At 56.1% G+C, this 26,063-nt stretch carries 30 protein-coding genes; 19 read left to right on the top strand and 11 right to left on the bottom strand.

Translation table 11 applies throughout. The features are described 5' to 3' along the window. The first annotated feature begins 202 nt into the window (after nt 1-202). Nucleotides 203-1,165: a phytanoyl-CoA dioxygenase family protein gene (locus tag AC2T28_RS10950; protein ID WP_486749033.1), complete on the top strand. Its 963-nt coding sequence runs from the start codon at nt 203-205 to the stop codon at nt 1,163-1,165. A 54-nt stretch (nt 1,166-1,219) separates the two neighbouring features. On the opposite strand, the gene tyrS is transcribed toward AC2T28_RS10950, so the two are convergent. Continuing rightward, complete coding sequence (gene tyrS, locus AC2T28_RS10945; protein WP_486749514.1) at nt 1,220-2,473, bottom strand: tyrosine--tRNA ligase; 1,254 nt, start codon at nt 2,471-2,473, stop codon at nt 1,220-1,222. A 243-nt stretch (nt 2,474-2,716) separates the two neighbouring features. Here tyrS and AC2T28_RS10940 point away from each other — a divergent pair, with 243 nt between their 5' ends. Together AC2T28_RS10940 and AC2T28_RS10935 are read left to right on the top strand one after the other, a co-directional pair. Further along, nucleotides 2,717-3,835: an anhydro-N-acetylmuramic acid kinase gene (locus AC2T28_RS10940; RefSeq protein ID WP_486749032.1), complete on the top strand. Its 1,119-nt coding sequence runs from the start codon at nt 2,717-2,719 to the stop codon at nt 3,833-3,835. Beyond that, complete coding sequence (locus tag AC2T28_RS10935; protein WP_486749031.1) at nt 3,835-4,497, top strand: phytanoyl-CoA dioxygenase family protein; 663 nt, start codon at nt 3,835-3,837, stop codon at nt 4,495-4,497. Before AC2T28_RS10940 ends, AC2T28_RS10935 begins: the two co-directional genes overlap by 1 nt. Nucleotides 4,498-4,644: 147 nt before the next feature. Here AC2T28_RS10935 and AC2T28_RS10930 read toward each other — a convergent pair whose 3' ends face one another. Continuing rightward, nucleotides 4,645-5,184 (bottom strand): winged helix-turn-helix transcriptional regulator, encoded by a 540-nt coding sequence (locus AC2T28_RS10930; RefSeq protein WP_486749030.1) that lies wholly within the window; start codon nt 5,182-5,184, stop codon nt 4,645-4,647. A gap of 40 nt (nt 5,185-5,224) precedes the next feature. Here AC2T28_RS10930 and AC2T28_RS10925 point away from each other — a divergent pair, with 40 nt between their 5' ends. Then, on the top strand, nt 5,225-5,602 hold the full coding sequence (locus AC2T28_RS10925) for a VOC family protein (protein ID WP_486749029.1): 378 nt from the start codon (nt 5,225-5,227) through the stop codon (nt 5,600-5,602). A 77-nt stretch (nt 5,603-5,679) separates the two neighbouring features. Here AC2T28_RS10925 and AC2T28_RS10920 read toward each other — a convergent pair whose 3' ends face one another. Next, nucleotides 5,680-6,099: a cupin domain-containing protein gene (locus AC2T28_RS10920; RefSeq protein WP_486749028.1), complete on the bottom strand. Its 420-nt coding sequence runs from the start codon at nt 6,097-6,099 to the stop codon at nt 5,680-5,682. A 55-nt stretch (nt 6,100-6,154) separates the two neighbouring features. On the opposite strand from AC2T28_RS10920, the gene AC2T28_RS10915 reads away from it, so the two are divergent. Beyond that, nucleotides 6,155-7,573 (top strand): protein adenylyltransferase SelO, encoded by a 1,419-nt coding sequence (locus AC2T28_RS10915; RefSeq protein ID WP_486749027.1) that lies wholly within the window; start codon nt 6,155-6,157, stop codon nt 7,571-7,573. A 161-nt stretch (nt 7,574-7,734) separates the two neighbouring features. Next, nucleotides 7,735-8,433 (top strand): endonuclease/exonuclease/phosphatase family protein, encoded by a 699-nt coding sequence (locus AC2T28_RS10910; RefSeq protein ID WP_486749026.1) that lies wholly within the window; start codon nt 7,735-7,737, stop codon nt 8,431-8,433. Nucleotides 8,434-8,484: 51 nt separating this feature from the next. On the opposite strand, the gene AC2T28_RS10905 is transcribed toward AC2T28_RS10910, so the two are convergent. Beyond that, on the bottom strand, nt 8,485-9,798 hold the full coding sequence (locus tag AC2T28_RS10905; protein WP_486749025.1) for a DEAD/DEAH box helicase: 1,314 nt from the start codon (nt 9,796-9,798) through the stop codon (nt 8,485-8,487). 365 nt (nt 9,799-10,163) lie between these two features. Between AC2T28_RS10905 and AC2T28_RS10900 the strand changes: the two genes are divergently transcribed. Continuing rightward, nucleotides 10,164-10,577 (top strand): Fur family transcriptional regulator, encoded by a 414-nt coding sequence (locus AC2T28_RS10900; protein ID WP_486749024.1) that lies wholly within the window; start codon nt 10,164-10,166, stop codon nt 10,575-10,577. 80 nt (nt 10,578-10,657) lie between these two features. Here AC2T28_RS10900 and AC2T28_RS10895 read toward each other — a convergent pair whose 3' ends face one another. Beyond that, entirely contained in the window at nt 10,658-11,476 is an 819-nt protein-coding gene (locus AC2T28_RS10895; RefSeq protein ID WP_486749023.1) for an isocitrate lyase/PEP mutase family protein, read from the bottom strand. Between the two features lie 188 nt (nt 11,477-11,664). On the opposite strand from AC2T28_RS10895, the gene AC2T28_RS10890 reads away from it, so the two are divergent. The 5 genes from AC2T28_RS10890 to AC2T28_RS10870 all read left to right on the top strand — a co-directional run bounded on the left by AC2T28_RS10890 (nt 11,665) and on the right by AC2T28_RS10870 (nt 15,425). Beyond that, the gene (locus AC2T28_RS10890; RefSeq protein WP_486749022.1) at nt 11,665-12,549 is read left to right on the top strand and encodes a DMT family transporter; all 885 of its coding nucleotides are present in this window, start codon (nt 11,665-11,667) and stop codon (nt 12,547-12,549) included. Between the two features lie 150 nt (nt 12,550-12,699). Next, the gene (gene eno / locus AC2T28_RS10885) at nt 12,700-13,974 is read left to right on the top strand and encodes a phosphopyruvate hydratase (protein ID WP_486749021.1); all 1,275 of its coding nucleotides are present in this window, start codon (nt 12,700-12,702) and stop codon (nt 13,972-13,974) included. A gap of 84 nt (nt 13,975-14,058) precedes the next feature. Further along, the gene (locus AC2T28_RS10880) at nt 14,059-14,514 is read left to right on the top strand and encodes an MEKHLA domain-containing protein (protein ID WP_486749020.1); all 456 of its coding nucleotides are present in this window, start codon (nt 14,059-14,061) and stop codon (nt 14,512-14,514) included. 191 nt (nt 14,515-14,705) lie between these two features. Next, nucleotides 14,706-14,873 (top strand): hypothetical protein, encoded by a 168-nt coding sequence (locus tag AC2T28_RS10875; RefSeq protein WP_486749019.1) that lies wholly within the window; start codon nt 14,706-14,708, stop codon nt 14,871-14,873. Between the two features lie 105 nt (nt 14,874-14,978). Further along, nucleotides 14,979-15,425, top strand: a complete 447-nt coding sequence (locus AC2T28_RS10870) for a GNAT family N-acetyltransferase (RefSeq protein WP_486749018.1) — start codon at nt 14,979-14,981, stop codon at nt 15,423-15,425. 4 nt (nt 15,426-15,429) lie between these two features. Here the strand turns inward: AC2T28_RS10870 and AC2T28_RS10865 are convergent, their stop codons facing one another. From AC2T28_RS10865 to mazG, 4 genes are all read right to left on the bottom strand, one after another. Then, nucleotides 15,430-15,879 carry a GNAT family N-acetyltransferase gene (locus AC2T28_RS10865; RefSeq protein ID WP_486749017.1) on the bottom strand — a complete coding sequence of 150 codons (450 nt, stop codon included), beginning with the start codon at nt 15,877-15,879 and terminating at the stop codon, nt 15,430-15,432. Then, nucleotides 15,876-16,388, bottom strand: a complete 513-nt coding sequence (locus AC2T28_RS10860) for a GrpB family protein (protein WP_486749016.1) — start codon at nt 16,386-16,388, stop codon at nt 15,876-15,878. Before AC2T28_RS10860 ends, AC2T28_RS10865 begins: the two co-directional genes overlap by 4 nt. Next, on the bottom strand, nt 16,385-17,326 hold the full coding sequence (locus AC2T28_RS10855) for a nucleoside hydrolase (RefSeq protein ID WP_486749015.1): 942 nt from the start codon (nt 17,324-17,326) through the stop codon (nt 16,385-16,387). The genes AC2T28_RS10860 and AC2T28_RS10855 overlap by 4 nt, the downstream gene beginning before the upstream one ends. A 118-nt stretch (nt 17,327-17,444) precedes the next feature. After that, complete coding sequence (gene mazG, locus AC2T28_RS10850; protein ID WP_486749014.1) at nt 17,445-18,269, bottom strand: nucleoside triphosphate pyrophosphohydrolase; 825 nt, start codon at nt 18,267-18,269, stop codon at nt 17,445-17,447. Nucleotides 18,270-18,332: 63 nt separating this feature from the next. Here mazG and AC2T28_RS10845 point away from each other — a divergent pair, with 63 nt between their 5' ends. From AC2T28_RS10845 to AC2T28_RS10830, 4 genes are all read left to right on the top strand, one after another. Continuing rightward, nucleotides 18,333-19,496: a M20 aminoacylase family protein gene (locus AC2T28_RS10845; protein WP_486749013.1), complete on the top strand. Its 1,164-nt coding sequence runs from the start codon at nt 18,333-18,335 to the stop codon at nt 19,494-19,496. A gap of 79 nt (nt 19,497-19,575) precedes the next feature. Further along, on the top strand, nt 19,576-20,544 hold the full coding sequence (gene speB, locus AC2T28_RS10840) for an agmatinase (protein WP_486749012.1): 969 nt from the start codon (nt 19,576-19,578) through the stop codon (nt 20,542-20,544). Continuing rightward, the gene (gene speB / locus AC2T28_RS10835; protein ID WP_486749011.1) at nt 20,537-21,484 is read left to right on the top strand and encodes an agmatinase; all 948 of its coding nucleotides are present in this window, start codon (nt 20,537-20,539) and stop codon (nt 21,482-21,484) included. The genes speB (AC2T28_RS10840) and speB (AC2T28_RS10835) overlap by 8 nt, the downstream gene beginning before the upstream one ends. Nucleotides 21,485-21,539: 55 nt before the next feature. Beyond that, on the top strand, nt 21,540-21,995 hold the full coding sequence (locus tag AC2T28_RS10830) for a DUF1499 domain-containing protein (RefSeq protein ID WP_486749010.1): 456 nt from the start codon (nt 21,540-21,542) through the stop codon (nt 21,993-21,995). Nucleotides 21,996-22,008: 13 nt separating this feature from the next. On the opposite strand, the gene AC2T28_RS10825 is transcribed toward AC2T28_RS10830, so the two are convergent. Next, nucleotides 22,009-22,308 carry a hypothetical protein gene (locus AC2T28_RS10825; protein WP_486749009.1) on the bottom strand — a complete coding sequence of 100 codons (300 nt, stop codon included), beginning with the start codon at nt 22,306-22,308 and terminating at the stop codon, nt 22,009-22,011. A 62-nt stretch (nt 22,309-22,370) separates the two neighbouring features. Between AC2T28_RS10825 and prfA the strand changes: the two genes are divergently transcribed. From prfA to AC2T28_RS10810, 3 genes are all read left to right on the top strand, one after another. Further along, a complete protein-coding gene (gene prfA, locus AC2T28_RS10820) occupies nt 22,371-23,426 on the top strand; it encodes a peptide chain release factor 1 (protein WP_486749008.1) in 1,056 nt (351 codons plus the stop codon). Next, nucleotides 23,423-24,271: a peptide chain release factor N(5)-glutamine methyltransferase gene (prmC, locus tag AC2T28_RS10815; RefSeq protein ID WP_486749007.1), complete on the top strand. Its 849-nt coding sequence runs from the start codon at nt 23,423-23,425 to the stop codon at nt 24,269-24,271. The genes prfA and prmC overlap by 4 nt, the downstream gene beginning before the upstream one ends. 221 nt (nt 24,272-24,492) lie before the next feature. Then, nucleotides 24,493-25,122, top strand: coding sequence for a DUF4167 domain-containing protein (locus AC2T28_RS10810; RefSeq protein ID WP_486749006.1), 630 nt, complete (start codon nt 24,493-24,495; stop codon nt 25,120-25,122). Nucleotides 25,123-25,204: 82 nt separating this feature from the next. Here the strand turns inward: AC2T28_RS10810 and rsmA are convergent, their stop codons facing one another. Further along, nucleotides 25,205-26,050: a 16S rRNA (adenine(1518)-N(6)/adenine(1519)-N(6))-dimethyltransferase RsmA gene (gene rsmA / locus AC2T28_RS10805; RefSeq protein ID WP_486749005.1), complete on the bottom strand. Its 846-nt coding sequence runs from the start codon at nt 26,048-26,050 to the stop codon at nt 25,205-25,207. Between the last annotated feature and the right edge of the window lie 13 nt (nt 26,051-26,063).

The following is a 26,063-nucleotide window of genomic DNA, read 5'->3' as shown; positions in this document are numbered from 1 at the left end:
ATCATGGGCCATGTTGCCCCCGCGCCACGTATGACTAAAGCCGCTGCCGTTTTGCTGGCCACTGCTTTGTCTGTTCCTGTTTTCGTTCTGCTCAACTGCCTGTCTTGGCTGCTTGGATAGCATTTTAGACGCCGTCCAATCGTGTTGCAAAGCGTGGATCAAAAACATAGCCTGCACCTACAGATAGGTGGGGTTTGGACACATGTTTTTTCGCAAAAAATCGGGCAATGTCGTTAAGGGCAAGACGCCCTGGTATTGTGCACCGATAGAAGAGCAGCGCGCATTTGTGAACCGCAAAGCACCGTCAGATCTTCGTGACATGGCTATGCAGTTTGTCGAAGAAGGTGTCGTTGTTGTCGAAGACTCCGTATCTGAGCAGATGACGGATCAGGCCCTAAAGGGTTTTGACAAGCTAGTCGCAAATAACAAGCAAGCGTTTGCAGCAGCAGCGGATGCACAGGGCAACTATGCCCGCCTTATTAACTTGCACCTTGTACTGCCTGAGATGCGAAAGCTGTATTTCGAAAACAAGGCGCTGAGACTTCTGGAGTTTCTTTTTCAGGCTCGACCGGCCTTGTATACGTCTTTGTATTTTCAGCGGGGCTCGTCCCAGCCGCTGCATCGGGATTCCCCATTTTTCACCACAAACCCTCGCAATTACTATGTTGGGTTCTGGGTGGCTCTGGAAGACGCAACAACGCGAAATGGTACCCTTCAGGTGGTGCGGGGAGGGCACTTGCTGCCCGAGCTGGATCTGAAGGCACTGGCAAGCAAGAAGTACGCAAACGGGCAGTCCGTTGAAGCCTTTGATATGGAGATGTGGGATGCCTATCAATCCGGTATGAAGGCGTCGGTTGATGCCGCTGGGTTGAAGCCGGAAACGATAGAGGTCAAGGCTGGATCAACCGTGTTGTGGCACCCGCACTTGCCGCATGGGGGCACGCCAATCGAGGATAAGGGCGCCACACGCAATTCGTTTGTCGTGCATACCACGCCCAAAGGTGTTCCAGTTGGGCACCAAGACGCGTTTTATGGCAGGGATGAAGACCGCTCGATTGAGGCGGATTGGGGCTACCGCGATATGGGGGTCGCCGAAATGGTTGATCATAGGCAGATCGACATCGGCCATAACAATATCATCAAGATCGAGGATGTTGTTGTTTGATAAAAGAAAAGGCCCGCAATTCATGCGGGCCTTTGTTTTGTTCAGAAGAACGTCTTAGCCGTCTAGCTGCACCAGGGCATGGCGCTTTTTACCGGCGCTGAGTTTGATCGGAGAGGTCAATGCGGCTGCATCAATCATCAGCCCTGCGTTGGTCAATGGCTCGTCGTCCAGTTTGGCACCGTTTTCCTTGATCAGGCGTTTGGCGTCCTTGCCGGATTTGGCAAGACCGGATTTCACGATCAGCTGAACGATGGACATGCCATCCCCCAGATCTGCGGCTGTTAGCGACAGAGTTGGAAGGTCATCCCCAATGCCGCCCTTTTCAAACACTTCGCGTGCTGTGGCTTCGGCCGCTTTGGCCGCTTCGGCACCGTGCAACAGGGTTGTAACCTCATTGGCCAGGCGCACTTTGGCCTCGTTGATCTCGGACCCTTCCAACGCACCTAAACGGTCACATTCTTCGATCGGCAATTCGGTGTAGAGCTTCAGGAACCGGCCCACATCGGCGTCAGTGGTATTGCGCCAGAATTGCCAGAACTCATACGACGACAACATGTCCGGGTTCAGCCAGACCGCGCCAGACTGCGATTTGCCCATCTTCTTGCCATCTGATGTGGTCAACAGCGGAGAGGTCAGGCCAAACACCTCGCCTTCGACGGTGCGGCGGGTCAGGTCGATACCGTTGACGATATTGCCCCACTGATCCGATCCACCCATCTGCAGGATACAGCCATAGCGGCTGTGCAGTTCCATAAAGTCATAGGCCTGCAGGATCATGTAGTTGAATTCGAGGAACGACAGCGACTGTTCGCGGTCCAGCCGTGATTTTACCGATTCAAAGGCCAGCATACGGTTGACCGAGAAGTGGCGGCCGATGTCGCGTAGGAATTCCAGATAGTTCAGCCCATCCAGCCATTCCGCGTTGTTGACCATCACAGCGCCGCTTTCGCCATCGTTGTAATCAACATAGGCCGAGAAGACCTTCTTGATGCCAGCGATGTTGTCGTCGATCTGGTCTTCGGTCAGCAGCGGGCGTTCATCCGCGCGGAACGACGGGTCGCCCACCTTGGTGGTGCCGCCGCCCATCAGGGTGATCGGTTTGTGGCCGGTTTTCTGCAACCAGCGCAGCATCATGATCTGGATCAGCGAACCGACATGCAGCGATTTGGCTGTGGCGTCAAAACCGATATAGGCGGGTTGACCGGGTGTCACCAAGGCCTCGTCCAGCCCCTGATAATCGGTGCAATCGGCCAGATAGCCACGCTCCATCATGATGCGCATGAATTCCGATTTGGGATGGTAGGTCATGATATTCATCGGCCCTTGTGGTATAGCGCCCCGGCTGGGGCGAGTTCTAATCATTTCAACCCATGGAAGTCTCTTAATTCGTTCTGAATGTCCAGCCCCAGAGCGAGTGTGACAGCACGCTGGGGCGAATTGTGTTGATTTGAGTGAACCAAGGTCAAAGCTCTATTTCCGTTCACGCAAACCACACTTATAGTTAACGCAAACCGGACCAGCAGATCCGGCACTTGGATAAGGTTAAGTTCAATGGGTAGAGCAATTTCAAAAGCAGGTGCCGTAACGGCGCTTGGGATGATGAGCGGAACCTCGTTGGATGGGGTGGATGCGGCCGTAGTGCAAACGGATGGAACGCGCATTCACGGCTTTGGTGCCAGTGGATATCGGGCTTATACCGACGCCGAGCGCATAGTTCTGCGAAATGCGTTGGGAAGTTGGGGCGGTGAGGCAGCAGAGGCCGCGGCCAAAGTGGTTGATGCAGTTCATGCCGAATTGCTGTCTGAGTTTTCAAACTATGAACTGGCAGGGTTTCATGGTCAGACCCTTGCCCATGCCCCACGCCAACAAGGCACTCTGCAAGTGGGCAATGGTGCGGCTTTGGCAGAGATTGTGGGCAAACCTGTGGTTTGGGATTTCCGGTCAGACGATGTGGCGATGGGGGGCGAGGGCGCGCCGTTGGCGCCGTTTTTCCATTTTGCCTGCGCCAAGTATTTGAACCTGCGTCAACCGGTGTGTTTTCTGAACCTCGGTGGGGTGGGCAATATCACCTATGTCGATCCTCGATTTGAGACCCCTGAGGAGGCTGGCGCCTTGCTAGCCTTTGACACTGGCCCAGCTAATGCGCCGTTGAACGATCTATTACAGGCTCGGTTGGGCGTGGATATGGATAAGGGCGGTAAGATCGCCCAAGGCGGCACGGTCGAGACAGGCGCGCTGGAGCTGTTCCTGGCAGAGCCATATTTCTCAAGATTGCCGCCCAAATCGCTGGATCGGAACGATTTCTCTGAAATGGTTGGACTGGTCGGAGAGCTGAGCGACGCCGATGCAGCAGCAACGTTGACTGCGATGTGTGCCGCAGGGGCTGCTCAGGGCATGCAGCACTGCCTCGAGAAACCCTCGGCTGTTTTGGTCACAGGCGGCGGGCGTCACAACCCGGTTCTGATGCAGATGCTTTCTGTTTCGCTGGATTGCCCAGTGAAACCTGTCGAAGAGGTCGGGCTGGATGGAGACATGCTGGAAGCCCAGGCCTTTGCTCATCTGGCGGTACGAGTGGCGCGTGGCATGGCAACCTCAGCCCCGGGCACCACCGGTGTCGGTGCCTGTGTAGGGGGCGGCGTGGTAAGCGTGCCTTCAGTGTCAGAGAGCTGATGCAGGAGTTTGAAAAAGATGGTCGCATGTGGCTGCGTGGTGTTTTGTCAGATGACAGCTTGCATCAACTAAATGCTATGAGCCCCAAAGGCGGCAAGTCAGGCCAGCGTATTTCAGATCTCACCGCTTTGAACACTCCCGAGTTGACCAATGCTTTTGCGCCAGTCTTGCCCGGAGCTTTTGCGGTGCGAGCCATTGCTTTTGACAAGACACAAAGTCAGAACTGGACGCTGCCTTGGCATCAGGATCGGGTGATCGCAGTCCAGGAAAGGCATGACTGCGCCGAGGTTTCAAACTGGACGCAGAAGGCCGGAACCTGGCACTGTGAACCTGATGAAGAAACCCTGTCTAAGATGTTGTTTGTGAGAATTTATCTGGATGATGTCGATGCCGAGAACGGTGGAATGGAACTGGCACTGGGGAGCCATCAATCGGGATTGGTTCTTGCTTCGCGAGCTAACGATGTAGCCGATAACTGCGTGACTGAAGTAGAGCAGGCCAGCCGTGGCGATGTGTTGGTGATGAGTATGTTTATGGTTCACAGATCCCGGTCATCGACACTGGGGCGAGGGCGGCGGGTCATTCGAGCAGACTATGCAAATTGCAAACCTCCCAATCCGCTGAGCTGGTCGGCAGAAGTGAAATCGACGTCCGAGTTATAGGATATCTGTGTCCCCTCTTACCCCTGCGAAACATCAGATCCCGAAGCTGCCCGCCCAAACCCGTCAAATTGAAACTCCGACGGCATAGATGAAGTGAGTGGCGGCGCAGTCAGAATTTCAGCGCATGACGACTTGGGCTGGCCAGTCTTACTCAAGTGGCAAATTGACAGTTTGAGCAATCTCAGCGCCTGCATTGAAAGCTTGGTACTGCGGCCGCAGAGGCTGTTTGTCGGGGTCAATCTCTCGCTGAACCCACTGCTGTGTTTGCAGCTGTTTGAGGCACTGCGACAGGGCGCGATCTGTTATCCCGTCAAGCGCGCTCTTTATTTCGCTGAAAGACCGAGGTTCGCGGCACAGAGCCAAAACCGGCATGGTCCAGCTGCGTCGCAGTAAGGCTTGTTCTGCAGGAAGCGGGGCAGCGGCGGTAATTTTGTCTGCAATATCTGCAATATCTGCACCACTCTGGGTCAAGCGGTATTCGGGCCGCAACGGATGCCCATGACCAGGATTGCGTTCTAACAATTCAAGATCAAGCAGATGCCTTAAGCTATGGGCAAAGGCTGTACGGGATGCACCCGATGCGGCCAGCAAAGCAGCCTGTCGACCGGGGATGCCACAGTGCAAAAGCGCCAGAATGGTCAGGGACCAGGCGCGTGAGGTTAGCTTGACAAGTGAATTTACGTCCATAAAGTATAGTTTATATATTTTCTGGTCAAAAGGAAGCGCCATGCCAGTTGTTTCGTTAGATAATACCATCACCCTCGCCATCTCGGTGCGAGACCGCCATGCCAGCGCGAATTGGTACAGAAAAATGCTTGGGTTTGAACTGCTCTACCACATTGATGAGGCCGGGTGGAGTGAGATGCAGACCAAAACAGAAGGTGTAACCCTGGGTTTAGGAGAGCAAGCTGAGCCAGCACCCGGCAATTCCGTTCCGGTTTTTGGAATCGCGAATATTGATGCTGCTCGCAAAGATCTTGAAGCGGCAGGGGTGAGATTTGATGGCGATACCGATACTGTCGAAGGCATGGTCAGCACCGCAACATTTTACGATCCCGATGGCAATGCTTTGATGTTGGCGCAGGATTTGACTGGCGCGAATTAAGACCACCCCATGGGCGCAGTTAAACTCTGCGCCCAATCTTCAGGGCGCTTTATGGGTCGCAGAATTGGAAGCAGGCATTAGGCGCGCGGAATATCAAACCCCGGATCTGCCAACTCAAACCCTTCAAACTGGAACCCCGGCGAAACCGTACAGCTGACCAATGTGTAATCACCAGTGGTGCGGGCGGCCTGCCAGTGACCGGTGGGTACGATGAGTTGTGGCTCGCCTTGGCTCAGATCAGGCGTCAGCAAATGTTCCTGCGCCGGGCCTTGCTCTGTCTCAGCCAGCGACAGCACCAGTGGGGCGCCAGCATGGTACAACCAGATCTCGGCCGCATCGACCCTGTGCCAATGGCTGTGCTCCCCAGCGGCGAGCAAGAAATAGATACAGGTCCCTGTGGCACGACCTTCATTGTCTGCTTGCCAGGTTTGCCGGTACCAGCCGCCTTCGGGGTGCGGTTGCAGGTCCAGCTTGTTGATAATCTCTTGGGCCGTCATGGGCGGGTAATCCTTTGTCTCTGGCAATTCTGAGGGCAATGCATATGTTCTGCACATGAGCATGCACATCCCCTTTGACAATTCATATGCCCGACTGGCGCCCGCGTTCTATAGCAAACAGGTGCCCGAAGCGGTGAAATCCCCCAAAATGATCGCCTTTAATGACGATCTGGCCAAGGTTCTTCAGATCACACCAGGTGAGGCCGGGGAAATGGCCCAGGTGTTTGGTGGGAATCTGGTGCCCGAGGGAGCTGACCCACTGGCGCAGCTTTATTCTGGGCATCAGTTTGGTACCTATAACCCGCAACTGGGTGATGGCCGCGCAGTCTTGCTGGGGGAAACCATCGGTGCGGATGGGCTGCGCCGTGATATCCAGCTCAAAGGTTCGGGGCGCACGCCTTATTCGCGTAACGGAGACGGGCGCGCATGGCTGGGCCCGGTACTGCGAGAATACGTGGTATCCGAGGCGATGCATGCCTTGGGCATTCCAACCACCCGCGCTTTGGCTGCCGTGGCAACTGGCGAGACAGTGCAACGCGAAACGGGGCTGCCGGGCGCTGTGCTGACCCGTGTGGCCTCCAGCCATCTGAGGGTGGGAACCTTTCAGGTCTTTGCCAGCCGAGGCGATACCAACAGCCTGAAGCAGCTGACGGATTATGCCATCCAGCGCCATTACCCTGACGCTAAGGGGCCGATGGGGCTGTTGCGCGCAGTGCGTGACGCTCAAAGCCGCCTGATCGCCGCCTGGATGGGTGTTGGGTTTATCCATGGTGTGATGAACACTGATAATTCCTCGATCTCGGGGGAGACCATCGACTATGGTCCCTGTGCGTTCATGGATAGCTACCATCCACAGACGGTGTTTAGCTCGATCGACCGCCATGGGCGCTATGCCTATGGCAACCAACCTGACATCGCCGTGTGGAACCTGGCGCAATTGGCTACGGCCTTGATCCAGCAAATGGATGATCCGCAAGAGGGCGTGGAAGAGGCAACTGAAATTGTCCATGCCATGCCTGACCAGATGCAGTCCCACTGGCTGAAAACCTTCCGCGCCAAAATTGGCCTGACACAGGCACGCGACGATGATCTGCAGTTGATTTCCGACCTGTTTGCCCTGATGGCCAAGGATCAGAGCGATTTCACCAACACTTTCCGGGCTTTGGCGCTGGGGGATGCACGTGATCAATTTGTGGATCGTAACGCCTTTGATGCGTGGCACGTCGAATGGCAGGCGCGACTGAACGGAGAGCTGGGCCCTCAAGCATGTATGCTGAATTCAAACCCTGCTTTCATCCCGCGCAACCACCGCATTGAGCAGATGATTTCCGCGGCTGCCGATGGCGATTACAACTTGTTCCACCGCCTGAACAACGTGCTTGCGCAGCCTTACACCGAGCAACCGGACAATATCGACTTGATGCGACCTCCGGCAGCAGAGGAAGTTGTCCAGGCTACGTTCTGCGGCACCTGATTGGCTTCATCTGGCCATAAATATCCTCGGGGTGAATTGGCCAAGGGCCAAGAGGGGCACACAGCCCCTCTCTGCAAACACTAACTTGTAACCCCAAGCCATTTAACTCTGGACCAGACCCGCAGTCTCCCGCAATAAATAAGCAAGCCAAAGGATCCGTGATGTCTGCCCCAACCCTGCGACTGGCCAGCTACAATATTCAGAAGTGCATCGGCCTGGATTTGCGCCGCCTGCCAAGGCGGACGTTGCAGGTGATCGAAGGTACCGGGGCCGAGATTGTCTTGTTGCAGGAAGCTGACAAACGCCTGCCGCCTCGACCTGCAGCGCTGCCACATTTTGTACTGGACGAGGCGGGCTGGCAGGTTGTGAATCTGGGCGGAGCGGGATCGTTAGGATGGCACGGCAATGCCATCGTCTGGCGATCCAAAACAGTTCAAATGCTCGACCAGGGGCATATCAAGCTACCAGGGCTGGAACCTCGCGGCGCCGTCTGGGCGTCTTTTGAAACGGCGATTGGGCCCATTCGGGTTATCGGAGCACATTTGGGGCTGACGGGCCGGGCGCGCCACGAGCAGGTGCTGCATCTGGCCCGAGAGAGTGCCAATTTTGACGATACCCCCTTGGTTTGGGCGGGGGATTTCAACGAATGGTCACGATCTCCGGTGCTAGACCATCTGGCCCCTTCGATGCATTTCCTTGCGCCCAAAGCCAGCTTTCCCGCGCTGCGGCCTATTGGGGCGCTGGATCGCATGGCTGTCAGTGCCAAGCTCAAAGTGGCGGCGCATGGGGTGTACAGTGATCGGCCTGCACATATTGCCTCGGACCACTTGCCCGTTTGGGCGGATGTTCACCTGGCCTAAAGAAAACCCCGCTCCGGAGAGGTCCGGAGCGGGGTTTGAAGCTGTCAGAGATCAGGCTGCGGTACGGTTGCTGCCACCGCCGCCACTGCGACGACGCCGACGCTGACCGCCACCTGGCTTGGCTCCGTCACCGCCACCAGAAGATCTGCGTTGGCCACCTTGGCCTCCGCCGCCACCGCCACCACGACGTCGGCCACCACCGCCATTGGGCTTTTTCTTGGCACCCGGCTGCACTTCCCACGGGGTGCCCGAGGCAACAGGAATGGTGGTTCCCAGTGTTTTTTGAATGTCCTTCAGTTCGCCCATTTCATCTGGCGAACAGAACGCAATCGCAGCACCGTCTTTGCCAGCACGAGCTGTCCGGCCAATACGGTGGACATAGGCGTCCGGAACATTTGGCAGATCATAGTTATAGACGTGTTTGACGTCTGGGATATCCAATCCGCGTGCCGCCACATCGGTGGCAACCAGCACTTTGATCTGGCCGGATTTGAACGCTGCAATCGCACGGTCACGTTGGCCCTGGCTTTTGTTGCCGTGGATCGACGCGGTTGAGAACCCAGCCTTTTCCAGCGTCTTCATCAGCTTTTCAGAACCGTGCTTGGTACGACCAAAGACCAGCGCACGCTCGTCTTTGTGATTGGCCAGCAATTCTTTCAGCAGGGCTGTTTTCTCAGCTTTGGCGATAAAGTGGATCTCTTGGGTCACTTTGTCCGCAGCTTTGCCCGGAGGCGAGACTTCGACGCGGACCGGGCTCTTGAGGTAGCTGCCGGCAATCTCGTTCATCTGCTTGGGCATGGTGGCCGAAAACAGCATGGTCTGGCGTTCTTCGGGCAGCAGCGCGGCGATTTTGCGCAGGGCATGAATAAAGCCCATGTCCAGCATCTGGTCAGCTTCGTCCAGTACCAGGAAATCACAGGAGCCAAGATTCAGTGCCCGACGATCAATGATGTCCAACAGACGGCCAGGGGTGGCGACCAGGATGTCGATACCACGGCCAATACGCTGGATTTGTGGGTTGATCGACACACCACCAACAACCAGACCAACTTTCATGGGTGTGCCATCAAGCAAACCTTTGAGCTGTTCGCAGATTTGGTTGGCCAACTCGCGTGTTGGAGCCAGAACCAGACCACGGGCGGTTTTGCCTGCGGGTTTACGATCGTACTGCATCATCTGTGCAATCAGCGGCACACCAAAGGCAGCAGTTTTGCCGGTGCCAGTCTGGGCTAGGCCCAATACGTCACGGCCCTGCAGTGCATGCGGGATCGCGTGCGATTGAATAGGTGTCGGATCTTTGAAGCCCATCGCCTCAATACGAGTTAGAAGCTTCTCAGGAAGCCCCATTGTTGAGAATTCACTCAAGTCATATCCTTTCGCAGCCGTGCGGATGCAACGGCCGGTGTTTGCCACATCCTGTGCGGCGGGTTGGGGCAGGGACCTCAGGTTCTGCTGGCCGTATGCCAGAGCGCCGGTCGTCTGCTCGTGCCCCACGCGTGATCTTGGGAACGCAGGTATGTCACTGTAGGCGTTAGAGGCCGGAGCCTCGGAAGGGGACAAATTGCCCGAACGCCTCTGCTCACGCGGCAGAGAGGGATACCTGAAGGGGCAAATGGCTGTGGATAAGGCGTTTGTCAACTGGCATTCTATTTTAATTACCCGGTTTTCGAGCGATGGTTCTTTCGTTACACAGGGAACCCAAGCGCAAAGTAAGCGTATAGAGGATGCAGATGACTGACACGATCATTTCCCGTTGTGAGGCCAAAGGCCTGCGTATGACTGGCCAGCGCCGCATCATTGCGCGCGTCTTACAAGACAGCGCAGACCATCCCGATGTCGAAGAGCTATATGCCCGTGCCAGTGCGTTGGATGCGGGGATTTCGATCGCGACGGTGTATCGCACCGTGAAACTTTTCGAAGAAGCAGGCATTCTGGAGCGACTGGAATTTGGTGATGGCCGCGCCCGTTATGAAGATGCCGAACGCGACCATCATGATCATCTGATTGATATGAACACCGGCGAAGTGATCGAATTTGTTGATCCCGAGATCGAAGCCCTGCAAGAGAAGATTGCCCAGAAGTTGGGGTACCAGCTGAAGGGGCACAAGCTAGAGCTATATGGGGTTCCAATCCGCAAGGATTAGGGTAGCGGTTTGGAATGAGTGTTTTGGACCAAAGAAACACTGGGCTCAATCCGTTCAAGCTTTAGCGCGAGCTGCACAGATCAGGCCATCATTTTTGTGATCGCTGTGTGAGATAGGGTTTGTTCCGCATAGCTGAAGGTTCCATGTTCACGCACTTCGGTTGCGGCCTGTATCAAGGCCCCTAGTGCGACGCGCGCAAAGGAACCGCCCACGCTGATCCGCTTAACCCCGGCCTCTGCCAACTCACTGACGGACCATGTTGGGCCACCAAGTCCCATGACGACATTCACCGGTTGGTCCACCTCTTGGCACAGGGTTCTGATGGATTGCAGATCTGGCAGTTCAGGCGCGTAGAGAACATGGGCACCCGCTTCGCCAAAGGCTTGGAGGCGGGCGATGGTGTCAGCTAGGTCGACGCGACCATAGGAGTAATTTTCGGCACGTGCGGTTAAGAGAAACGGGCGGTCCTTGCAGGCTTGAGCTGCGGCTTGGATCTGTTCGACGGCTTGGTCAAAATCCAGAATAGGGGTTGTCGGGTCGTTGGTTGTATCCTCGATCGAACCGCCGACCAATCCGATGTCCATGGCTTGTTTAATCGTTGTTTCGGCGTTTTTGGGTGATGAACCAAATCCATTCTCAAGATCGGCTGAAACAGGAAGGTTGCAGGCCTCGACGATGTCGCGAGCGTTGGCTAGGATCTCGTCGCGGCTCAGAGCGCCTTCGGCATCCTTGCGACCCATTGAGAAGGCATGACCTGCGCTGGTGGTGGCGAGAGCTTTGAAACCTAGGGCGCTAAGTATCTTGGCAGTTCCTGCATCCCAGGGGTTTGGTATGACAAAGGCGCCGGGACCGGTGTGGAGTTTGCAAAAGGCGTCGTACTTGCTTTGAAGTGAAATCATTAAATGGCTCCTGATAAACATCTGCAATATGCGCGAACAAATTAAGAACATCAAGATTTGTGATGACGTGCTGCACGAGTAGTTGTGTTGCTGCGTCGTGAATAGACTAGCCCTTTGTGCGCAAATGCGGTTGATCTGGGCAAGATGTGTCGGCAATTGCTGACCGTACGACCTATGGAAACGCGCTCATGAATAATCTCAACGGCATCTTGATGGTGATCGCCGCAATGGCGGCCTTTACGCTGGAAGACATGTTTATCAAGCAATTGTCGCAGGACCTGCCGGTTGGGCAGATCCTGATTATGCTTGGGGCAGGCAGTGCAACTGTGTTTGCCACTTTGATTGCGGCCAAGCGGCAAAATCTGTTTGCGGCCGCCGCTTGGAAACCAGCGGCGCTTTTGCGGGCGCTGTCCGAAGCCATTGGCGCATTGTGTTTTGCCTCGGCGCTGGCGCTGGTGGATATTTCCACTGTGGCCGCCGTGTTTCAGGCGCTGCCTCTAGTGATCACCATGGGCGCGGCGCTGTTTTTCAACGAACAGGTTGGCTGGCGTCGCTGGAGCGCGATTACAGTGGGGTTCATCGGAGTGTTGATGATTATTCGTCCGGGGCTAAGCGGTTTTGAACCTGCCTCGTTGCTGGTCCTCGCGGCAGTGTTTGCCATTGCGGCGCGGGATCTTTTGACGCGGTTGACTGACTCATCGGTGTCATCAGCTGTGGTTAGCTTTCAGGGGTTCGCATCCTTGATCCCGGCTGGCGCAGTGCTGTTGCTGTTCACACCTGGAGAGGTGGCAGCGTTGGACGGGACCCAAAGTATGATGATCCTGGGAGGGATACTATTTGGGGTCATGGGCTATTACGGCATCGTGGTGGCGATGCGGGTCGGGGATGCCTCGGCTGTTACGCCGTTTCGCTACTCGCGCCTATTGTTTTCGATCCTGGCTGGCATGGTGATGTTCAACGAGCGCCCTGACTTAATGACTTTGGCGGGGGCGTCGCTGATCATTGGGTCTGGGATGTACACCTTTATTCGCGAACGTCGGTTGGCACGGGCTGCGGTGGGTGTTCCTGCCTAACGCGCAGTTGTTCCGCTGTTGGCGCAAACAGTCAAATGTTAGCCCTAAACCACTGGAAAATGCGCTGTTAGCGGTAACGAGAACTGTTTACATTCCCGTTTGGGGTGCCTATGACGCTGGCAATCAAGTGTCATAGACAGGGATCCTCAGATGAGCACCATTATCGACATTCACGCCCGCGAAATTCTGGATAGCCGGGGCAACCCGACCGTTGAAGTAGACGTGGTTCTGGAAGACGGCACCATGGGCCGTGCAGCAGTTCCATCGGGGGCATCAACTGGTGTTCACGAGGCAGTTGAAAAACGCGACGGTGATAAATCCCGCTACATGGGCAAGGGAGTTCTGGAAGCGGTTGCAGCTGTGAATGGCGAGATTGCCGAAGAACTGTTGGGCTTTGATGCTACCGAACAGGTGTCGATCGATGGCGCGATGATCGAGCTGGACGGCACCGAGAACAAGGGCCGTTTGGGCGCAAACGCAATTTTGGGTGTGTCGATGGCCGTGGCCAAGGCCGCAGCCGATTTCACCACCCAGCCGCTGTACCGCTATGTCGGCGGCACCTCGGCGCGGGTTCTGCCAGTTCCGATGATGAACATCATCAACGGTGGCGAGCACGCCGACAACCCAATCGACATTCAAGAATTCATGATCATGCCAGTGGCTGCGGACAACATCCGCGAAGCCGTGCGCATGGGTTCCGAAGTGTTTCACACCCTGAAAAAAGAGCTGTCGGCGGCTGGCCTGTCCACCGGTATTGGCGACGAAGGTGGTTTTGCGCCAAACATCGCCTCGACCCGTGAAGCACTGGATTTTGTGCTGAAGTCGATCGAAAAGGCTGGCTACAAGCCCGGCGAAGAGATCTATCTGGCGCTCGATTGTGCGGCGACCGAGTACTACAAGGACGGCAAATACGTGCTGTCTGGCGAGGGCAAGACCTTGAGCTCGGCCGAGAACGTCGACTATCTGGCTGCGCTGGTAAATGACTACCCGATCATCTCGATCGAAGACGGCATGTCCGAGGATGACTGGGACGGCTGGAAAGCTCTGACTGATGCCCTGGGTAACAAGGTGCAACTGGTGGGTGACGATCTGTTTGTAACTAACCCAGCACGTCTGGCCATGGGCATCGAACAAGGCAGCGCCAACTCGATGCTGGTCAAGGTCAACCAAATCGGTACCCTGACCGAAACCCTGCGTGCCGTTGACATGGCACACCGGGCTGGTTTCACCAACGTAATGTCGCACCGTTCGGGTGAAACCGAAGATGCCACCATTGCTGATCTGGCTGTGGCCACCAACTGTGGTCAGATCAAAACCGGCTCGCTGGCGCGCTCCGACCGGTTGGCCAAGTACAACCAGTTGATCCGTATCGAGGAAACTCTGGGTGAAGTGGCTGAATACGCTGGCCGTTCGATCCTGAAGTAAGCCTTGTGCGTTTAAGTTTGGGCAGCCTAGTCTGCCCCAGAGACCCCGCCACTGGTGGGGTCTCCTGTTTTGAGGAGAGGGCACATGCAGGAACCAAGTGTCGAGAACGGCTATCAAGCTGAATTCACTGACTTGTTGGTGCGTTCTTTTGCCAAAGTGGTTGGTCGTCCTTTGCTGCCGGATAGTTCGGCCAAGGCCGTTTATTATTCGGATTTTCCAGTGCTTGCGCATAACGGTGCCGAAGACCCCATCCTGACCTATGGTAATCTGGCGGCGCAAAATCTGTGGGAGATGTCGTGGGAGGCTCTTACCGTCTTACCTTCAAGGTTGACGGCTGAACCGGCGCATCGGGCACAACGGGACGCGATGTTTGCCGAAATGCGTGCGAATGGCTTTATCGAGAACTATTCCGGCGTGCGGATCAGCGCCAGTGGCAAGCACTTTGAAATCCGCAATGCGGTCATTTGGCCATTGCTGAATGAGACAGGGCAAAAGGTGGGAGAGGCGGCGACCTTTAAGGAATATTCGTTCCTGAAATAGGCAGCTATCTGCCGACAAATGCCCCCGAGCCCTTGCCGTATAGTCACGGCAGGGGCTTTTTCTTTGATTTTACGCTTGAAGCGCTACCTGCCTTTTGTGAATTGGGCCGCGATCTGACTGGGCCAGCTGTGCAAGACGAGGTGCATATTAGACCCAAAATGTCATGTCGCGGGAATGGAGGGGGTCCTGCGATGATTACGCAATTAAAGCGCACTGCCATGGTCTGCGTTATGGGAATTTTGCTGTTTGGGTGTACTGAATGGGTTGATCCCGGTGTCACCAACTATGTTCCGAATACAGCTGCTCCTACCTACAATCAGCAGATGAATAATCTCTACGCGCCACCAATGTATTTCTGACTAGGCTTTCAGGCAAAGTACTGGACCTTGCTTTAATATGAGCTTGTGACGTGCTGAATGCACCTTAATGTGTCTTTGGAAATTTGATCAAATTCCGAGGGCAACATGAAGTTGAAAGCTGTAACACCGAACGACTGCGCGCTTGTGGCTGAAAATGTGGCTGCTCTGCTGACCGAGCTGAGCGGAGGAGACGCGTTTGATGCTCGGGAATTGGAGGCCACTGCTGCTGAGCTGCTTGGGCGTGATGATGTGAACGGCTTTTTGGCGTTTGATGGCGACAGGCCGGTGGGCCTGATTATGCTCAACCAATGTGCTGCGATCTATGCAGGTGGGCTATTTGGCGAAATCACTGAAATCTACGTGGTGCCAGACATGCGCTCCAAAGGTGTGGCGGCACAGCTGTTAGACGCAGCGACGGCTCAGGCAAAGAACCGAGGCTGGAAAAGGCTGGAAGTTGGAGCTCCAGATCAGCCGACCTGGAAGCGGACCGTGGATTTTTACCAGAGAAATGGTTTTGCCGAGGTCGGTCCCAGATTGCGCAGGTTGGTCTAGAGCTTTACAGCTCTTTGGTCATCAGCAGATATCGTTCGCGCGGCTGGAACCGGGTGCGGGCATAAAGCCGCTGGGTGTCTTCGTCTTCGCGATCGACTTCAAGATGCAAGGCGGTGATGCCTGCTTCGGCCAGTGTTTTTGGCAGCGCAATCAACACCTCGGTAGCGATGCCGCGTTTGCGCACTGGTGGGCGGATATAGAGTTCGTCAATCGAGCCATCCATGCCGCCAAATTCGATGGACCAGCTAAAGGTGACGACGACATAGCCAATTGGTGCCTTGGTGGGGCCGGCCAGATAGACCGCACCGTAGGGGATGCCGTTCAGCAATGGTTCGATGGCAGCGCGGCGGCTGTCGTCGGTGCTAGAGATCTCCATTTCTTCGTGAAAAGCGGCAACCAGTTTCAGCACCTTGTCTAGGTCTTCGGGTTTGGCGAGGTGAAGGGCGGCGCTCATTTTAGGTACTCCAATGCCTTGCGTTCTGCCTTGTCGATCCAGTTGGATTTGCAGGCGCCATAGGCCTGATGGTCACCGGGATGACGTGCGGCGCATTGCGCCTTAACCGAGCTGTAGGCGGCCCGCAATGGGCCATTGCCGCACAGGACGTCACGAAAGGCGATGTGGCGGGTGATTTCGGGCGAACCGGTGACATAGCAATGAGCCTGAAAAAGGCGCTTACCACTGTCGGGATCGTCCCGGCGTACATAGCGCCGACCGGGCAGGCCAAATTCGCCCATCCATTCATAATCCATCGCTTCCAGTGCCGCGCGGCTGGCCTCCATCTGGTCCATGTCCTCAAAGACAGGCAGCAGGTCAATGATGGGCTTGGCGGGCAATCCGGGCACCGAGGTGGAGCCGATATGGTGGACTGCGATCAAACCATCTAATCCAGCGGTGCGCCAGTGATCAGCCTCGACCTGCGCCATGGCGGGCCACTCGGGATCTGGCGCAACAAGCTGGATCATAACCGTCCAAGTCTTTCCGTTAGCAAATCAAAGAAACCGTCGGCGTCGAGCTGGCTCATGAACATTGCGTTGGGCTTGCGATCCGTGACGCCCCACCAGTCGGCAACAGTCATGCCCAGGGTCAGTTCCGACTGGGTTTCGATCTCGACGTTCACATGGCGGCCTGAAAACAGCTCGGGCTTGATGACATAGGCGGTGACGCAGGGGTCATGCAGTGGGCCGCCTTCGGAGCCATATTTTTCAATATCAAACCGTTCAAAAAATTCCAGCATCTCGGCCGTGAAGATGCCGGTGCGGGTGCCAAGATCGCGGAAGGCCTGAACGCGGGGTTTGGTAGCCAGCGCCTTGTGGGTGACATCTAGGGGCAGCACTACGATAGGCAGGCCAGACTTAAATACGATATCAGCAGCTTCGGGGTCGACGTAGATGTTGAACTCGGCCGCCGGGGTGATGTTGCCCACTTCAAAATAAGCGCCGCCCATCATAACGATTTCCTGCACCCGGTCGATAATGTCCGGAGCCTTGCGAAAGGCTGCGCCAATATTGGTGAGCGGTCCTAAGGTGCACAGGGTCACGGTTTTGGCGGGGTTGTTGCGCAGGGTGTCGATGATGAAATCAACACCGTGGCCCTCAGTAAGCGGCTGGGTGGGCTCAAACAGGTCTGGCCCGTCTAGGCCGGTTTTGCCATGCACATGTTCTGCTGTGACCAGTGGTCGCTCTAGCGGCGCGTCGCTGCCCGCATAGATCGGCACATCCATCTTGCCCGCAACCTCGCAAACAATGCGGGCGTTTTTCTGAGTCAGGGCCAGAGGCACATTACCGGCCACGGTGGTAATGCCCAGCAGGTCAACCTCGTCCGGGCTGCCCAAGGCCAGCAGAATGGCAACGGCGTCGTCTTGGCCGGGGTCGGTGTCGATGATGATTTTGCGCGTGGTCATGAGGAGCCTCTAGGTATTGCGAAGAGTGACATTTGCAAGGCGGGGGGCAATTGTCCAGCGCTGGCCAGGGTTGTTTGTGTAGGAATGAGTATTCTTAGCAAGAAGAAGCCTGGGTGGGCTAGGAAGAAGGGCCGCGTTCTGAGGCCTTAACGGCGTCCCACAGAGCGTCCATTTCTTCGAGGTTACTGTCTGATGGAGTTTTTCCCCGGTCCGCAAGTCTAGCCTCAACCCCCTCGAAACGGCGGGTAAACTTGGCATTGGCGCGGCGCAGGGCGGCTTCGGGTTCAACGCCAAGGTGGCGACCCAGATTGGCCATCACAAACAGCAAATCGCCAAATTCTTCTTCAACGGCGTCTTGAGTCAGCTCGTCGCGGGCCTCGACCAGTTCGGCGCTTTCCTCGGAAATCTTGTCCAGAACATTCTGGGCTGACGGCCAGTCAAACCCAACGCGGGCAGCTCGTTTTTGCAGCTTGTAGGCGCGCAGCAGCGACGGCAGGCCAACGGCGACCCCATCCAGCGTGCCTTGTTGTTCTTTGCCAGCACGCTCGGCGGCTTTGATGGTCTCCCAGTCTTGGGTTTGCTGCTCGGCGGATTTGTCGCGCGATTCGTCGCCAAAGACATGTGGGTGACGGCTGACCATCTTGTCCGACATGGTGGTGACCACGTCCTGAAAGGTGAAATGCCCGGCCTCATCTGCCATTTGCGCGTGGAACACGGATTGAAATAACAGGTCGCCCAGTTCGCCTTTCAGCTCCGCCCAATCCTGTTTTTCAATGGCATCGGCCACCTCATATGCTTCCTCGATGGTATAGGGCGCGATAGTGGCAAAGTCCTGTTCGATGTCCCAAGGGCAGCCGGTTTGTGGATCGCGCAGGCGGCGCATGATTTCCAGCAGGCGTTCAATGCCGGCGGTTTGATCGTGGATGATGGGGTTTTCGGGCATTGCAGCGGCTCTTGTTCCTGTGTCAGATGCATCAATCCCGAGTCTGACCAAGGAGTCCAGCCCATGCCTGTTGTCAATCGTATCGCCGGTTATGCCGAAGAGATGAAAACCTGGCGGCGACAGCTGCATCAGATTCCGGAACTGGCGTTTGATCTACCTAAAACCGCCGCCTTTGTGGCCGCGCGGTTGCGCGAGATCGGTGTGGACGAGCTACACGAGGGCATTGCGCAGACAGGCATGGTGGCCATCATCAATGGGCAAGGTGACGGGCCAACCATTGGACTGCGGGCGGATATGGATGCGCTGCCGATTGTCGAAGAAACCGGCGCAGAACATACGTCTGGTCATGCAGGCAATATGCACGCCTGTGGTCATGACGGGCACACCACCATGTTGTTGGGCGCGGCAAAATACCTGACCGAGACTCGAAACTTCAAAGGTCGTGTTGCGCTGATTTTCCAACCGGCCGAAGAAGATGGCGGTGGTGCTGGGGTGATGGTCGAAGAGGGCATGATGGACACTTTTGACATCTCGCAGGTCTATGGCATCCACAATGCGCCGAACCTACCAGTTGGCAGTTTTACGACCACCTCGGGTGCGCTGATGGCAGCGGTTGATGAGTTCCATGTGAATATTCAGGGCGTTGGTGGCCACGGGGCCATGCCGCATGAAACGCGCGATCCGGTGATGGCGGCCTGTGGCATTGCTCAGGCGATCCAGACCATCGTCAGTCGTAATCATTACGCCCTGCAGGATCTGGTGATTTCGGTGACCCAGATCCACACTGGTAGCACGGACAACGTGATCCCGGATACCGCCTATATCAACGGCACCGTGCGCACTTTTGACCCAGAAGTGCAGGCCATGGTGATGAAGCGGATGCACGAAATCGTGGCCGGGCAGGCGGCAAGTTACGGGGTTGAGGCAGAGTTGGATTATGTCGTTGGCTATCCCGCTACGGCCAATGATGCTGAAAAGGCGGGGTTTGCGGTTGACGTGGCCCGCGAGATTTCCGGAGCAGACAATGTCGAGGCCGAAGGCACCCGTGAAATGGGAGCTGAAGACTTCTCGTATATGCTGCAGTCGCGGCCCGGTGCTTACCTGTTCCTGGGGCAGGGCGATAGTGCAGGATTGCACCACCCCAAATATGACTTTAACGATGAAATCGCTCCTATCGGCGCTTCATTCTTTGCCCGATTGGTAGAGCGGGCTCAGCCGTTGAGCTAAGCGTTAACCAAGGTTTTGGTGACAGAGAGAATGCACTCGGCTATGCCGGGTGCAATACTAGTGCAGAGGGTGTGTCAGAATGGCATTGGAAGACGCAAAACATTTGGTCGACGAGGCTTTTACGCGGGAAGACCTGAAGGGGCTGAGTTTTGAGAACACCTTTGGTGGTGCAACCTCGTTTCTGCGCCGTCGCTATCGCAAGGATTTGACGGGTGTTGATATCGCTGTCACCGGCGTACCGTTTGACCAAGCTGTCACCAACCGACCTGGCACGCGTCTAGGGCCGCGGGCTATTCGCGAGGCATCGGCGCTGCAAAGCCCGGATGCGCCTTACGGCTGGGGCTATGACCCACTGAGCGAGCTGGCCATTGTCGATTATGGTGATCTGGCTTTTGATTATGCCAACGTTGCGGGTTTTCCGGCAGCATTGAAGCAGCATATGAGCGCTATCTTGGAAGCTGATGTGGCCTCGGTCACTTTAGGTGGGGATCACTATATCACCTTCCCGATCCTTAAGGCCTATGCCGAGAAATATGGACCAATGGCGCTGCTGCAGTTTGACGCCCACAGCGACAGCTGGGCGGATGACGATATGGACCGGGTGGATCATGGTACCTTTGTCTACAAGGCGATCAAGATGGGGCTGATTGATCCGGCTAAGTCCGTTCAGGTGGGCATACGCACCTCAAACGAAGACACCATGGGGGTGAATATCATCGACGCCGCCGAGGTGCACGAAATCGGCCCCGTGGAAACAGCCCGCCGGATCAAAGAGATCCTGGGAGACCATCCTACCTATCTGAGCTTTGACATTGATGGGCTGGATCCAGCTTATGCACCCGGCACTGGCACGCCGGTTTGGGGCGGTCTTACTTCAGCCCAAGCCGCGCGTATGTTGCGCGAAATCGCTGGTATCAATATCAAAGGCGGCGATGTAGTTGAAGTCTCGCCTCCGTTTGATACCACAGGCGCAACTGCAATTGCCGGAGCCCATGTGGCCACCGAAATTATCTGCCTGCTGGGCTGGAATATGAGAAACAATGACTAACTATAATCAACCCATCAGCGGTAACGATCTGGCCCGATTTTCGGGCCCTGGGACATTCATGCGACTGCCACAGGCAACCTCGCTGGACGGGCTGGATGTGGCAGTGTTGGGTATTCCGATGGATATCGGAACTTCCTGGAGGTCGGGAACACGGTTTGGCCCCAAGCAGATCCGAGCTGAAAGCTCGATGATCCGGCCGTACAACATGGCCAATGGCGTGGCGCCGTTCGATAGTCTTCAGGTGGCAGATATTGGTGATCTGGCGATCAATACGTTCTCGCTTTCTGAAAGTTTGCGGATCATAGAAGCCAGCTATGACGCTATCCTGACCAGCAGTGCTGTCCCGGTGGCCATGGGCGGCGATCACTCGATCACCCTTCCAATTTTGCGCGCCATCGCCAAGAAATATGGCCCGGTGGCGGTTGTTCATGTGGATGCGCATGCGGACGTCAACGACGACATGTTTGGCGAGAAAGAAACCCACGGTACAGTGTTTCGGCGTGCCTACGAGGAAGGTCTGATCCAAGCCGATAAAACCTACCAGGTTGGTCTGCGTGGTACTGGTTATGCGGCGTCTGACTTTACCGAGGCCGCAAAATGGGGCTTTCAGCAGTTTCCGGCATCCGAGTTGTGGCATCGTTCCTTGAACAATTTGGGTGCGGAAATTCGCCGCGATATCGGCAATCGGCCGACCTATGTCACCTATGATATTGATAGTCTTGACCCAGCCTATGCGCCCGGAACCGGCACGCCAGAAATTGGTGGCCTGACAACACCACAGGCGCTTGAGCTGATCCGAGCCCTGCGCGGAGTGAATATCGTTGGTTGTGATCTGGTCGAGGTTTCCCCCCCCTATGACACCAGTGGCAACACGGCTCTGACCGCAGCCAATTTGCTGTACGAATTACTCTGTGTACTGCCTGGGGTCACGACGCGATAACGAGGAATATGAGGATCAGCTGGCCTTGGGCCACTGGCACAGGGTCAAAACTACAATGGGACGCGTGATGGTTTTTGTTTGGTTGAGTTTGGCCGTGCTCATTGTGGTGCTTGGGCTCATTCGCTTTGCGCCCGTTGATCCATTGGATTGGAATACGCAGCCCGAGTTTACCGAGGATAAAGCCTTTCGCGGTGGCGTGTTTCGGGTTGTGCGTACCGGTCCTGATGGGTTGAGGCGGTTTGACCAGATCGCCAGTGTGGCCCCCAGGACCAAGCTTCTTGCCGGTTCGGTCGAGGATGGGCAGGCGACCTATGTGACGCGTACCAAACTGTTTGGGTTCCCCGATTATACTACTGCGCGACAGGACGGCGATTTGCTCAAAGTCTATGCACGCCTTCGCTTTGGGCGTTCCGATCTGGGTGTTAATGGCGCACGGATCGCCGATTGGTTGGGCCAAATGAAGATCGAGCAAAGCCCGCAGATTGAGACAGAGCCTGTGCCGGGGCAATAACGACTGCAGTGGTCTATAGGGGCGGAAGCTTGGAGATGGGGCTGTAATTTGCGACACGTTGATCCAGCGATGACGACAGACAACCCTGGCTCACTTCGCGCCACATTGGGACATTTAACGACATTTGGCACTGGGCCATAAACATGCGGCCATCCACCTGCATGCAGATCGTTTCCCCCAGTTCAATGCGGGATCCAGACTTGTCCGTGCAATAGCAATCAATTGTCTTGCCACCTGGTGCTTTGACGTCTGACAGCACCGGTTGGGCAAAGACAACAAGGATGAGGGTTATAACGGCTCTGGCATGTTGCATGGCACTAGCCTATCACAAAGAACAGGCCTGACCAAATTCTACGATAAACGGACATAGCATCGATGATACCCGAAGAACGCCTTGAACAGATCATTCAGCGGTTTCAGTATCTTGAAGCGGCGATGTCCGACGGCGCTGGTGCTGGTGATATCGCACAGCTGGCCAAGGAGTATTCCGATCTTCGCCCCGTCGTCGAGCAGATCGAGTCATATCGGCGCCTGATGTCCGATTTGGACGAGGCTCAGGAAATGCTGAGTGATCCGGATATGAAGGATTTGGCCGAAGAGGAAATTCCGGCGCTGAAAGCGGCGATCCCCGATGCCGAGAAGGCGCTTCAGCTGGCGCTACTGCCCAAGGATGCGGCGGATACCAAGCCAGCTATGCTTGAAATCCGTCCCGGCACCGGCGGGGATGAGGCGGCGTTATTTGCGGGGGATCTGCTCCGGATGTACCAGCGATACTCCGAGGCGCGTGGCTGGAAATTTGAGGTGCTTGAGGAGCAGGCAACCGAGTTGGGCGGCATCAAAGAAGTGGTCGCGCATATTAAGGGCGAGAACGTCTTTGCCCGGATGAAATTCGAATCCGGCGTGCACCGCGTGCAGCGGGTTCCAACCACTGAAAGCGGTGGTCGGATCCACACGTCTGCAGCTACGGTTGCCGTGCTGCCCGAAGCTGAGGATGTGGACATCGAGATCAATGCGAACGATCTGCGAATTGATACCATGCGCTCATCCGGGGCAGGGGGGCAGCACGTGAACACCACTGATTCCGCTGTGCGCATCACCCACTTGCCTAGCGGAACCGTTGTCACCAGCTCTGAAAAGTCACAACACCGCAACCGTGAGATCGCCATGCAGGTTTTGAAAGCCCGGCTTTATGATCAGGAACGCCAACGGGTCGATAGCGAGCGATCGGCCGACCGTGCTTCGCAGGTTGGTTCCGGGGATCGCTCGGAACGTATCCGCACCTACAACTTTCCACAGGGACGTATGACGGACCACAGGATCAATCTGACATTATACAAGCTGGATCAGGTGATGACCGGTGATTTGGATGAAATCATCGACGCCTTAACTGCAGACAATCAGGCGCGGCTCTTGGCCGAAATGGGACAATGAGCGGCGCGCCAACAGCCGCGCAGGCAATGGTGGCGGCGACCGCTCGTTTGCGGGCAGCAGGCGTGCCAGACCCGGCCCGAGACGCGCGCGTCCTACTCGCACATGCCGCCCGGATCGAAGCAAGCCGTGTGACGCTGATTGCTCCTGAGGAATTGGCGTATGATGTTGCCGACCGGTATGAGCAGCTTATTGCCCTGCGAGTGATCCGGGTGCCTGTGTCGCATCTGCTGGGGGAGCGCGAGTTCTATGGGCGACGGTTTAAAGTGTCTGGTGATGTCCTGGATCCCCGCCCAGAGACCGAATGCCTGATCGAGGCAGCCTTGGCCGAGCCGTTTCAGCGCGTATTGGACTTGGGCACCGGCTCGGGCTGCATTTTGGTCACCTTGCTTGCTGAACAAAGTGACGCAACCGGATTGGGCGTCGATCTGAGCGAGGCTGCCTGTCTACAAGCCAGTGCCAACGCAGTGCTACACCGCGTTGCCGAACGCGCGGATATTCGGCAATCGAACTGGTTTCAGAAAGTCGAGGGACAGTTTGACCTGATCGTCTCCAACCCTCCTTACATTGCATTGGATGAAATGCCGGGCCTGTCTGACGAAGTGCGCAAACATGAACCGGAAATGGCGCTTACCGATGGGGGTGACGGTTTGGGCGCATATCGCTTGATTGCCCAAGACGTGCGCAAGTTTTTGCGGTCAGGTGGACGGGTCATGGTCGAGATTGGTCCAACACAGGCAGCTGCGGTTGCCTCTCTGTTTGAACAGGCCGAGTTATGCAATGTCAGGGTGGTTCAGGACCTTGATGGGCGTGACCGCGTTGTATGTGCTGAGAACATGGCAGTTTAACTGTGCTAAAACAGGATTTGGCCAATTTGGTTGAAAAAAAGTAGAAAAATTCTCTTCCGCCCCTTGTCTGCATGTACCTGACATGGTTACACATAGGTGTCGCATGTGTGTTTGGCAAAAATATCTTACCGGCGACACCAAGCCCAAAATGGTCGATGATCCTGCGCAAACAGCGCACTTTGGGAACTACGACACAACGAATCAAGGCTGACGTTAAACAAATGAGATCGTCTAAATCACGTTCGCGGTCAAAGTCGAACCGCAATCGCCCCACTGGTGGTGGTAATGTTGTAAACCGGGTGTTCGATAGCTCGGGCCCCGAAGGCAAGGTACGCGGCACCCCACAACAAATCATCGACAAGTATAACCAACTGGCTCGCGATGCGCAGCTGGGCAATGATCGCGTTGCCGTTGAGAATTTTCAGCAGCATGCGGAACACTATCTGCGGATGTTGAGCGAAGCGCAGCGGGAACAAGACGCCCGTCGTGAAGAGCAGGAGCGGCAAAACCGCGAACGTCAGGTTGAGCGTGATCGCGAACGCGCTGAACGCCAGGAACGCGAGGCCGCCGCTCGTAGTGAAGCAGCCGCTGCTCAGCCAGAGCCAGTAGCGCGAAGCGAAGATCCTGCCGCAGCTCCACAGCCCGACGTTCTGGATATAGGCGCCTCTGGTGAAACAAATGGCGATTCCGGCCTTGTTGAGACACCAGAAAGCAAGCCAAAGAAAACGGGCACCCGTCGCCCACGTACACGTAAGCCTGCGGCTAAGCCCAAAGAAGTGGCCGAGAAGAAGGCAGAAGAGTCAGCGGCTCCCGCAGCCAAGGCTGGTGACGCACCTGAGGCCGCTGAGTAAGCAATCTTTTCCGTGATTAGAAAAGCCCCGGAGCCAAGCTGTTCCGGGGCTTTTCTTTGTTGGATGAATGTCTTGTTCGGTCTTAAGTGGCTGGCTTAAGGCTACGTGCCAAGGCGCAAAATGCTTCGAGGCTGACCTGCTCTGCCCGTTCGGTGGGGGGAATGCCCGCAGCCTTCAGGTGGTCCTCAATATCTGGCGCGACGCTTTTTAAGGCCGAGCGCAGCATTTTACGCCGCTGGTTAAAGGCCGCTGCGACCACTTGGTTCAGCGTAGCTGCATCTGCCGGATACCGAGGTTCGGCAAGGGCATTCAGGTGCACAACTGCACTGGACACCTTGGGTGGCGGTGTGAAGGCGCCTGGCGGCAGCGACAGCACGATTTGCGGCTCGGCCCGCCACTGCGCCAACAGGGCCAACCGACCATATTTCTTGGTGCCGGGTTTGGCGACAATGCGTTCTGCAACCTCGCGCTGGAACATCAAGGTCAGGCTTTGCCAGAAGGGCGGCCATTGTTTGGGGGTTAGCCAGCGCACCAGCAACTCGGTCCCTACGTTATACGGTAGATTGGCCGCTACGCGGATTGGCTGGGTCAGGTGCTCCAGCGGGTTAACTTCAAGCGCGTCGCCCTCGATCACTTGCAACCGACCGGGATAGGCATCTGAGATTTCTGCCAGAGCCGACATACAACGGCTATCTTTTTCAATGGCCAGTACCCGGCGGGCGCCCTCGGCCAGCAGTCCACGGGTAAGCCCGCCGGGGCCGGGGCCAATTTCCAACACGTCGCAACCTGTCAGATCTCCAGCCTGGCGGGCAATCTTGGCAGTCAGATTGAGGTCGAGCAGAAAGTTCTGGCCTAGTGATTTACGGGCCGACAGTTGGTGGGTTGCGATTACATCGCGCAGAGGCGGGAGGGTGTCGATGGCGGACATATCATTTCTTACC

The sequence above is a fragment of the Parasedimentitalea nitratireducens genome (assembly GCF_057444295.1).
Note: the sequence above shows the minus strand (reverse complement) of the source record. Positions and strands in the feature narration are given on the sequence as shown.

Excerpts from the sequence above, each read along its gene's own strand:
- AC2T28_RS10950 (WP_486749033.1), top strand. The coding sequence starts at position 203 with ATGTTTTTTCGCAAAAAATCGGGCAATGTCGTTAAGGGCAAGACGCCC.
- tyrS (WP_486749514.1), bottom strand. The coding sequence starts at position 2,473 with ATGACCTACCATCCCAAATCGGAATTCATGCGCATCATGATGGAGCGT.
- AC2T28_RS10940 (WP_486749032.1), top strand. The coding sequence starts at position 2,717 with ATGGGTAGAGCAATTTCAAAAGCAGGTGCCGTAACGGCGCTTGGGATG.
- AC2T28_RS10935 (WP_486749031.1), top strand. The coding sequence starts at position 3,835 with ATGCAGGAGTTTGAAAAAGATGGTCGCATGTGGCTGCGTGGTGTTTTG.
- AC2T28_RS10930 (WP_486749030.1), bottom strand. The coding sequence starts at position 5,184 with ATGGACGTAAATTCACTTGTCAAGCTAACCTCACGCGCCTGGTCCCTG.
- AC2T28_RS10925 (WP_486749029.1), top strand. The coding sequence starts at position 5,225 with ATGCCAGTTGTTTCGTTAGATAATACCATCACCCTCGCCATCTCGGTG.
- AC2T28_RS10920 (WP_486749028.1), bottom strand. The coding sequence starts at position 6,099 with ATGACGGCCCAAGAGATTATCAACAAGCTGGACCTGCAACCGCACCCC.
- AC2T28_RS10915 (WP_486749027.1), top strand. The coding sequence starts at position 6,155 with ATGAGCATGCACATCCCCTTTGACAATTCATATGCCCGACTGGCGCCC.
- AC2T28_RS10910 (WP_486749026.1), top strand. The coding sequence starts at position 7,735 with ATGTCTGCCCCAACCCTGCGACTGGCCAGCTACAATATTCAGAAGTGC.
- AC2T28_RS10900 (WP_486749024.1), top strand. The coding sequence starts at position 10,164 with ATGACTGACACGATCATTTCCCGTTGTGAGGCCAAAGGCCTGCGTATG.
- AC2T28_RS10895 (WP_486749023.1), bottom strand. The coding sequence starts at position 11,476 with ATGATTTCACTTCAAAGCAAGTACGACGCCTTTTGCAAACTCCACACC.
- AC2T28_RS10890 (WP_486749022.1), top strand. The coding sequence starts at position 11,665 with ATGAATAATCTCAACGGCATCTTGATGGTGATCGCCGCAATGGCGGCC.
- eno (WP_486749021.1), top strand. The coding sequence starts at position 12,700 with ATGAGCACCATTATCGACATTCACGCCCGCGAAATTCTGGATAGCCGG.
- AC2T28_RS10880 (WP_486749020.1), top strand. The coding sequence starts at position 14,059 with ATGCAGGAACCAAGTGTCGAGAACGGCTATCAAGCTGAATTCACTGAC.
- AC2T28_RS10875 (WP_486749019.1), top strand. The coding sequence starts at position 14,706 with ATGATTACGCAATTAAAGCGCACTGCCATGGTCTGCGTTATGGGAATT.
- AC2T28_RS10870 (WP_486749018.1), top strand. The coding sequence starts at position 14,979 with ATGAAGTTGAAAGCTGTAACACCGAACGACTGCGCGCTTGTGGCTGAA.
- AC2T28_RS10865 (WP_486749017.1), bottom strand. The coding sequence starts at position 15,879 with ATGAGCGCCGCCCTTCACCTCGCCAAACCCGAAGACCTAGACAAGGTG.
- AC2T28_RS10860 (WP_486749016.1), bottom strand. The coding sequence starts at position 16,388 with ATGATCCAGCTTGTTGCGCCAGATCCCGAGTGGCCCGCCATGGCGCAG.
- AC2T28_RS10855 (WP_486749015.1), bottom strand. The coding sequence starts at position 17,326 with ATGACCACGCGCAAAATCATCATCGACACCGACCCCGGCCAAGACGAC.
- mazG (WP_486749014.1), bottom strand. The coding sequence starts at position 18,269 with ATGCCCGAAAACCCCATCATCCACGATCAAACCGCCGGCATTGAACGC.
- AC2T28_RS10845 (WP_486749013.1), top strand. The coding sequence starts at position 18,333 with ATGCCTGTTGTCAATCGTATCGCCGGTTATGCCGAAGAGATGAAAACC.
- speB (WP_486749012.1), top strand. The coding sequence starts at position 19,576 with ATGGCATTGGAAGACGCAAAACATTTGGTCGACGAGGCTTTTACGCGG.
- speB (WP_486749011.1), top strand. The coding sequence starts at position 20,537 with ATGACTAACTATAATCAACCCATCAGCGGTAACGATCTGGCCCGATTT.
- AC2T28_RS10830 (WP_486749010.1), top strand. The coding sequence starts at position 21,540 with ATGGGACGCGTGATGGTTTTTGTTTGGTTGAGTTTGGCCGTGCTCATT.
- AC2T28_RS10825 (WP_486749009.1), bottom strand. The coding sequence starts at position 22,308 with ATGCAACATGCCAGAGCCGTTATAACCCTCATCCTTGTTGTCTTTGCC.
- prfA (WP_486749008.1), top strand. The coding sequence starts at position 22,371 with ATGATACCCGAAGAACGCCTTGAACAGATCATTCAGCGGTTTCAGTAT.
- prmC (WP_486749007.1), top strand. The coding sequence starts at position 23,423 with ATGAGCGGCGCGCCAACAGCCGCGCAGGCAATGGTGGCGGCGACCGCT.
- AC2T28_RS10810 (WP_486749006.1), top strand. The coding sequence starts at position 24,493 with ATGAGATCGTCTAAATCACGTTCGCGGTCAAAGTCGAACCGCAATCGC.
- rsmA (WP_486749005.1), bottom strand. The coding sequence starts at position 26,050 with ATGTCCGCCATCGACACCCTCCCGCCTCTGCGCGATGTAATCGCAACC.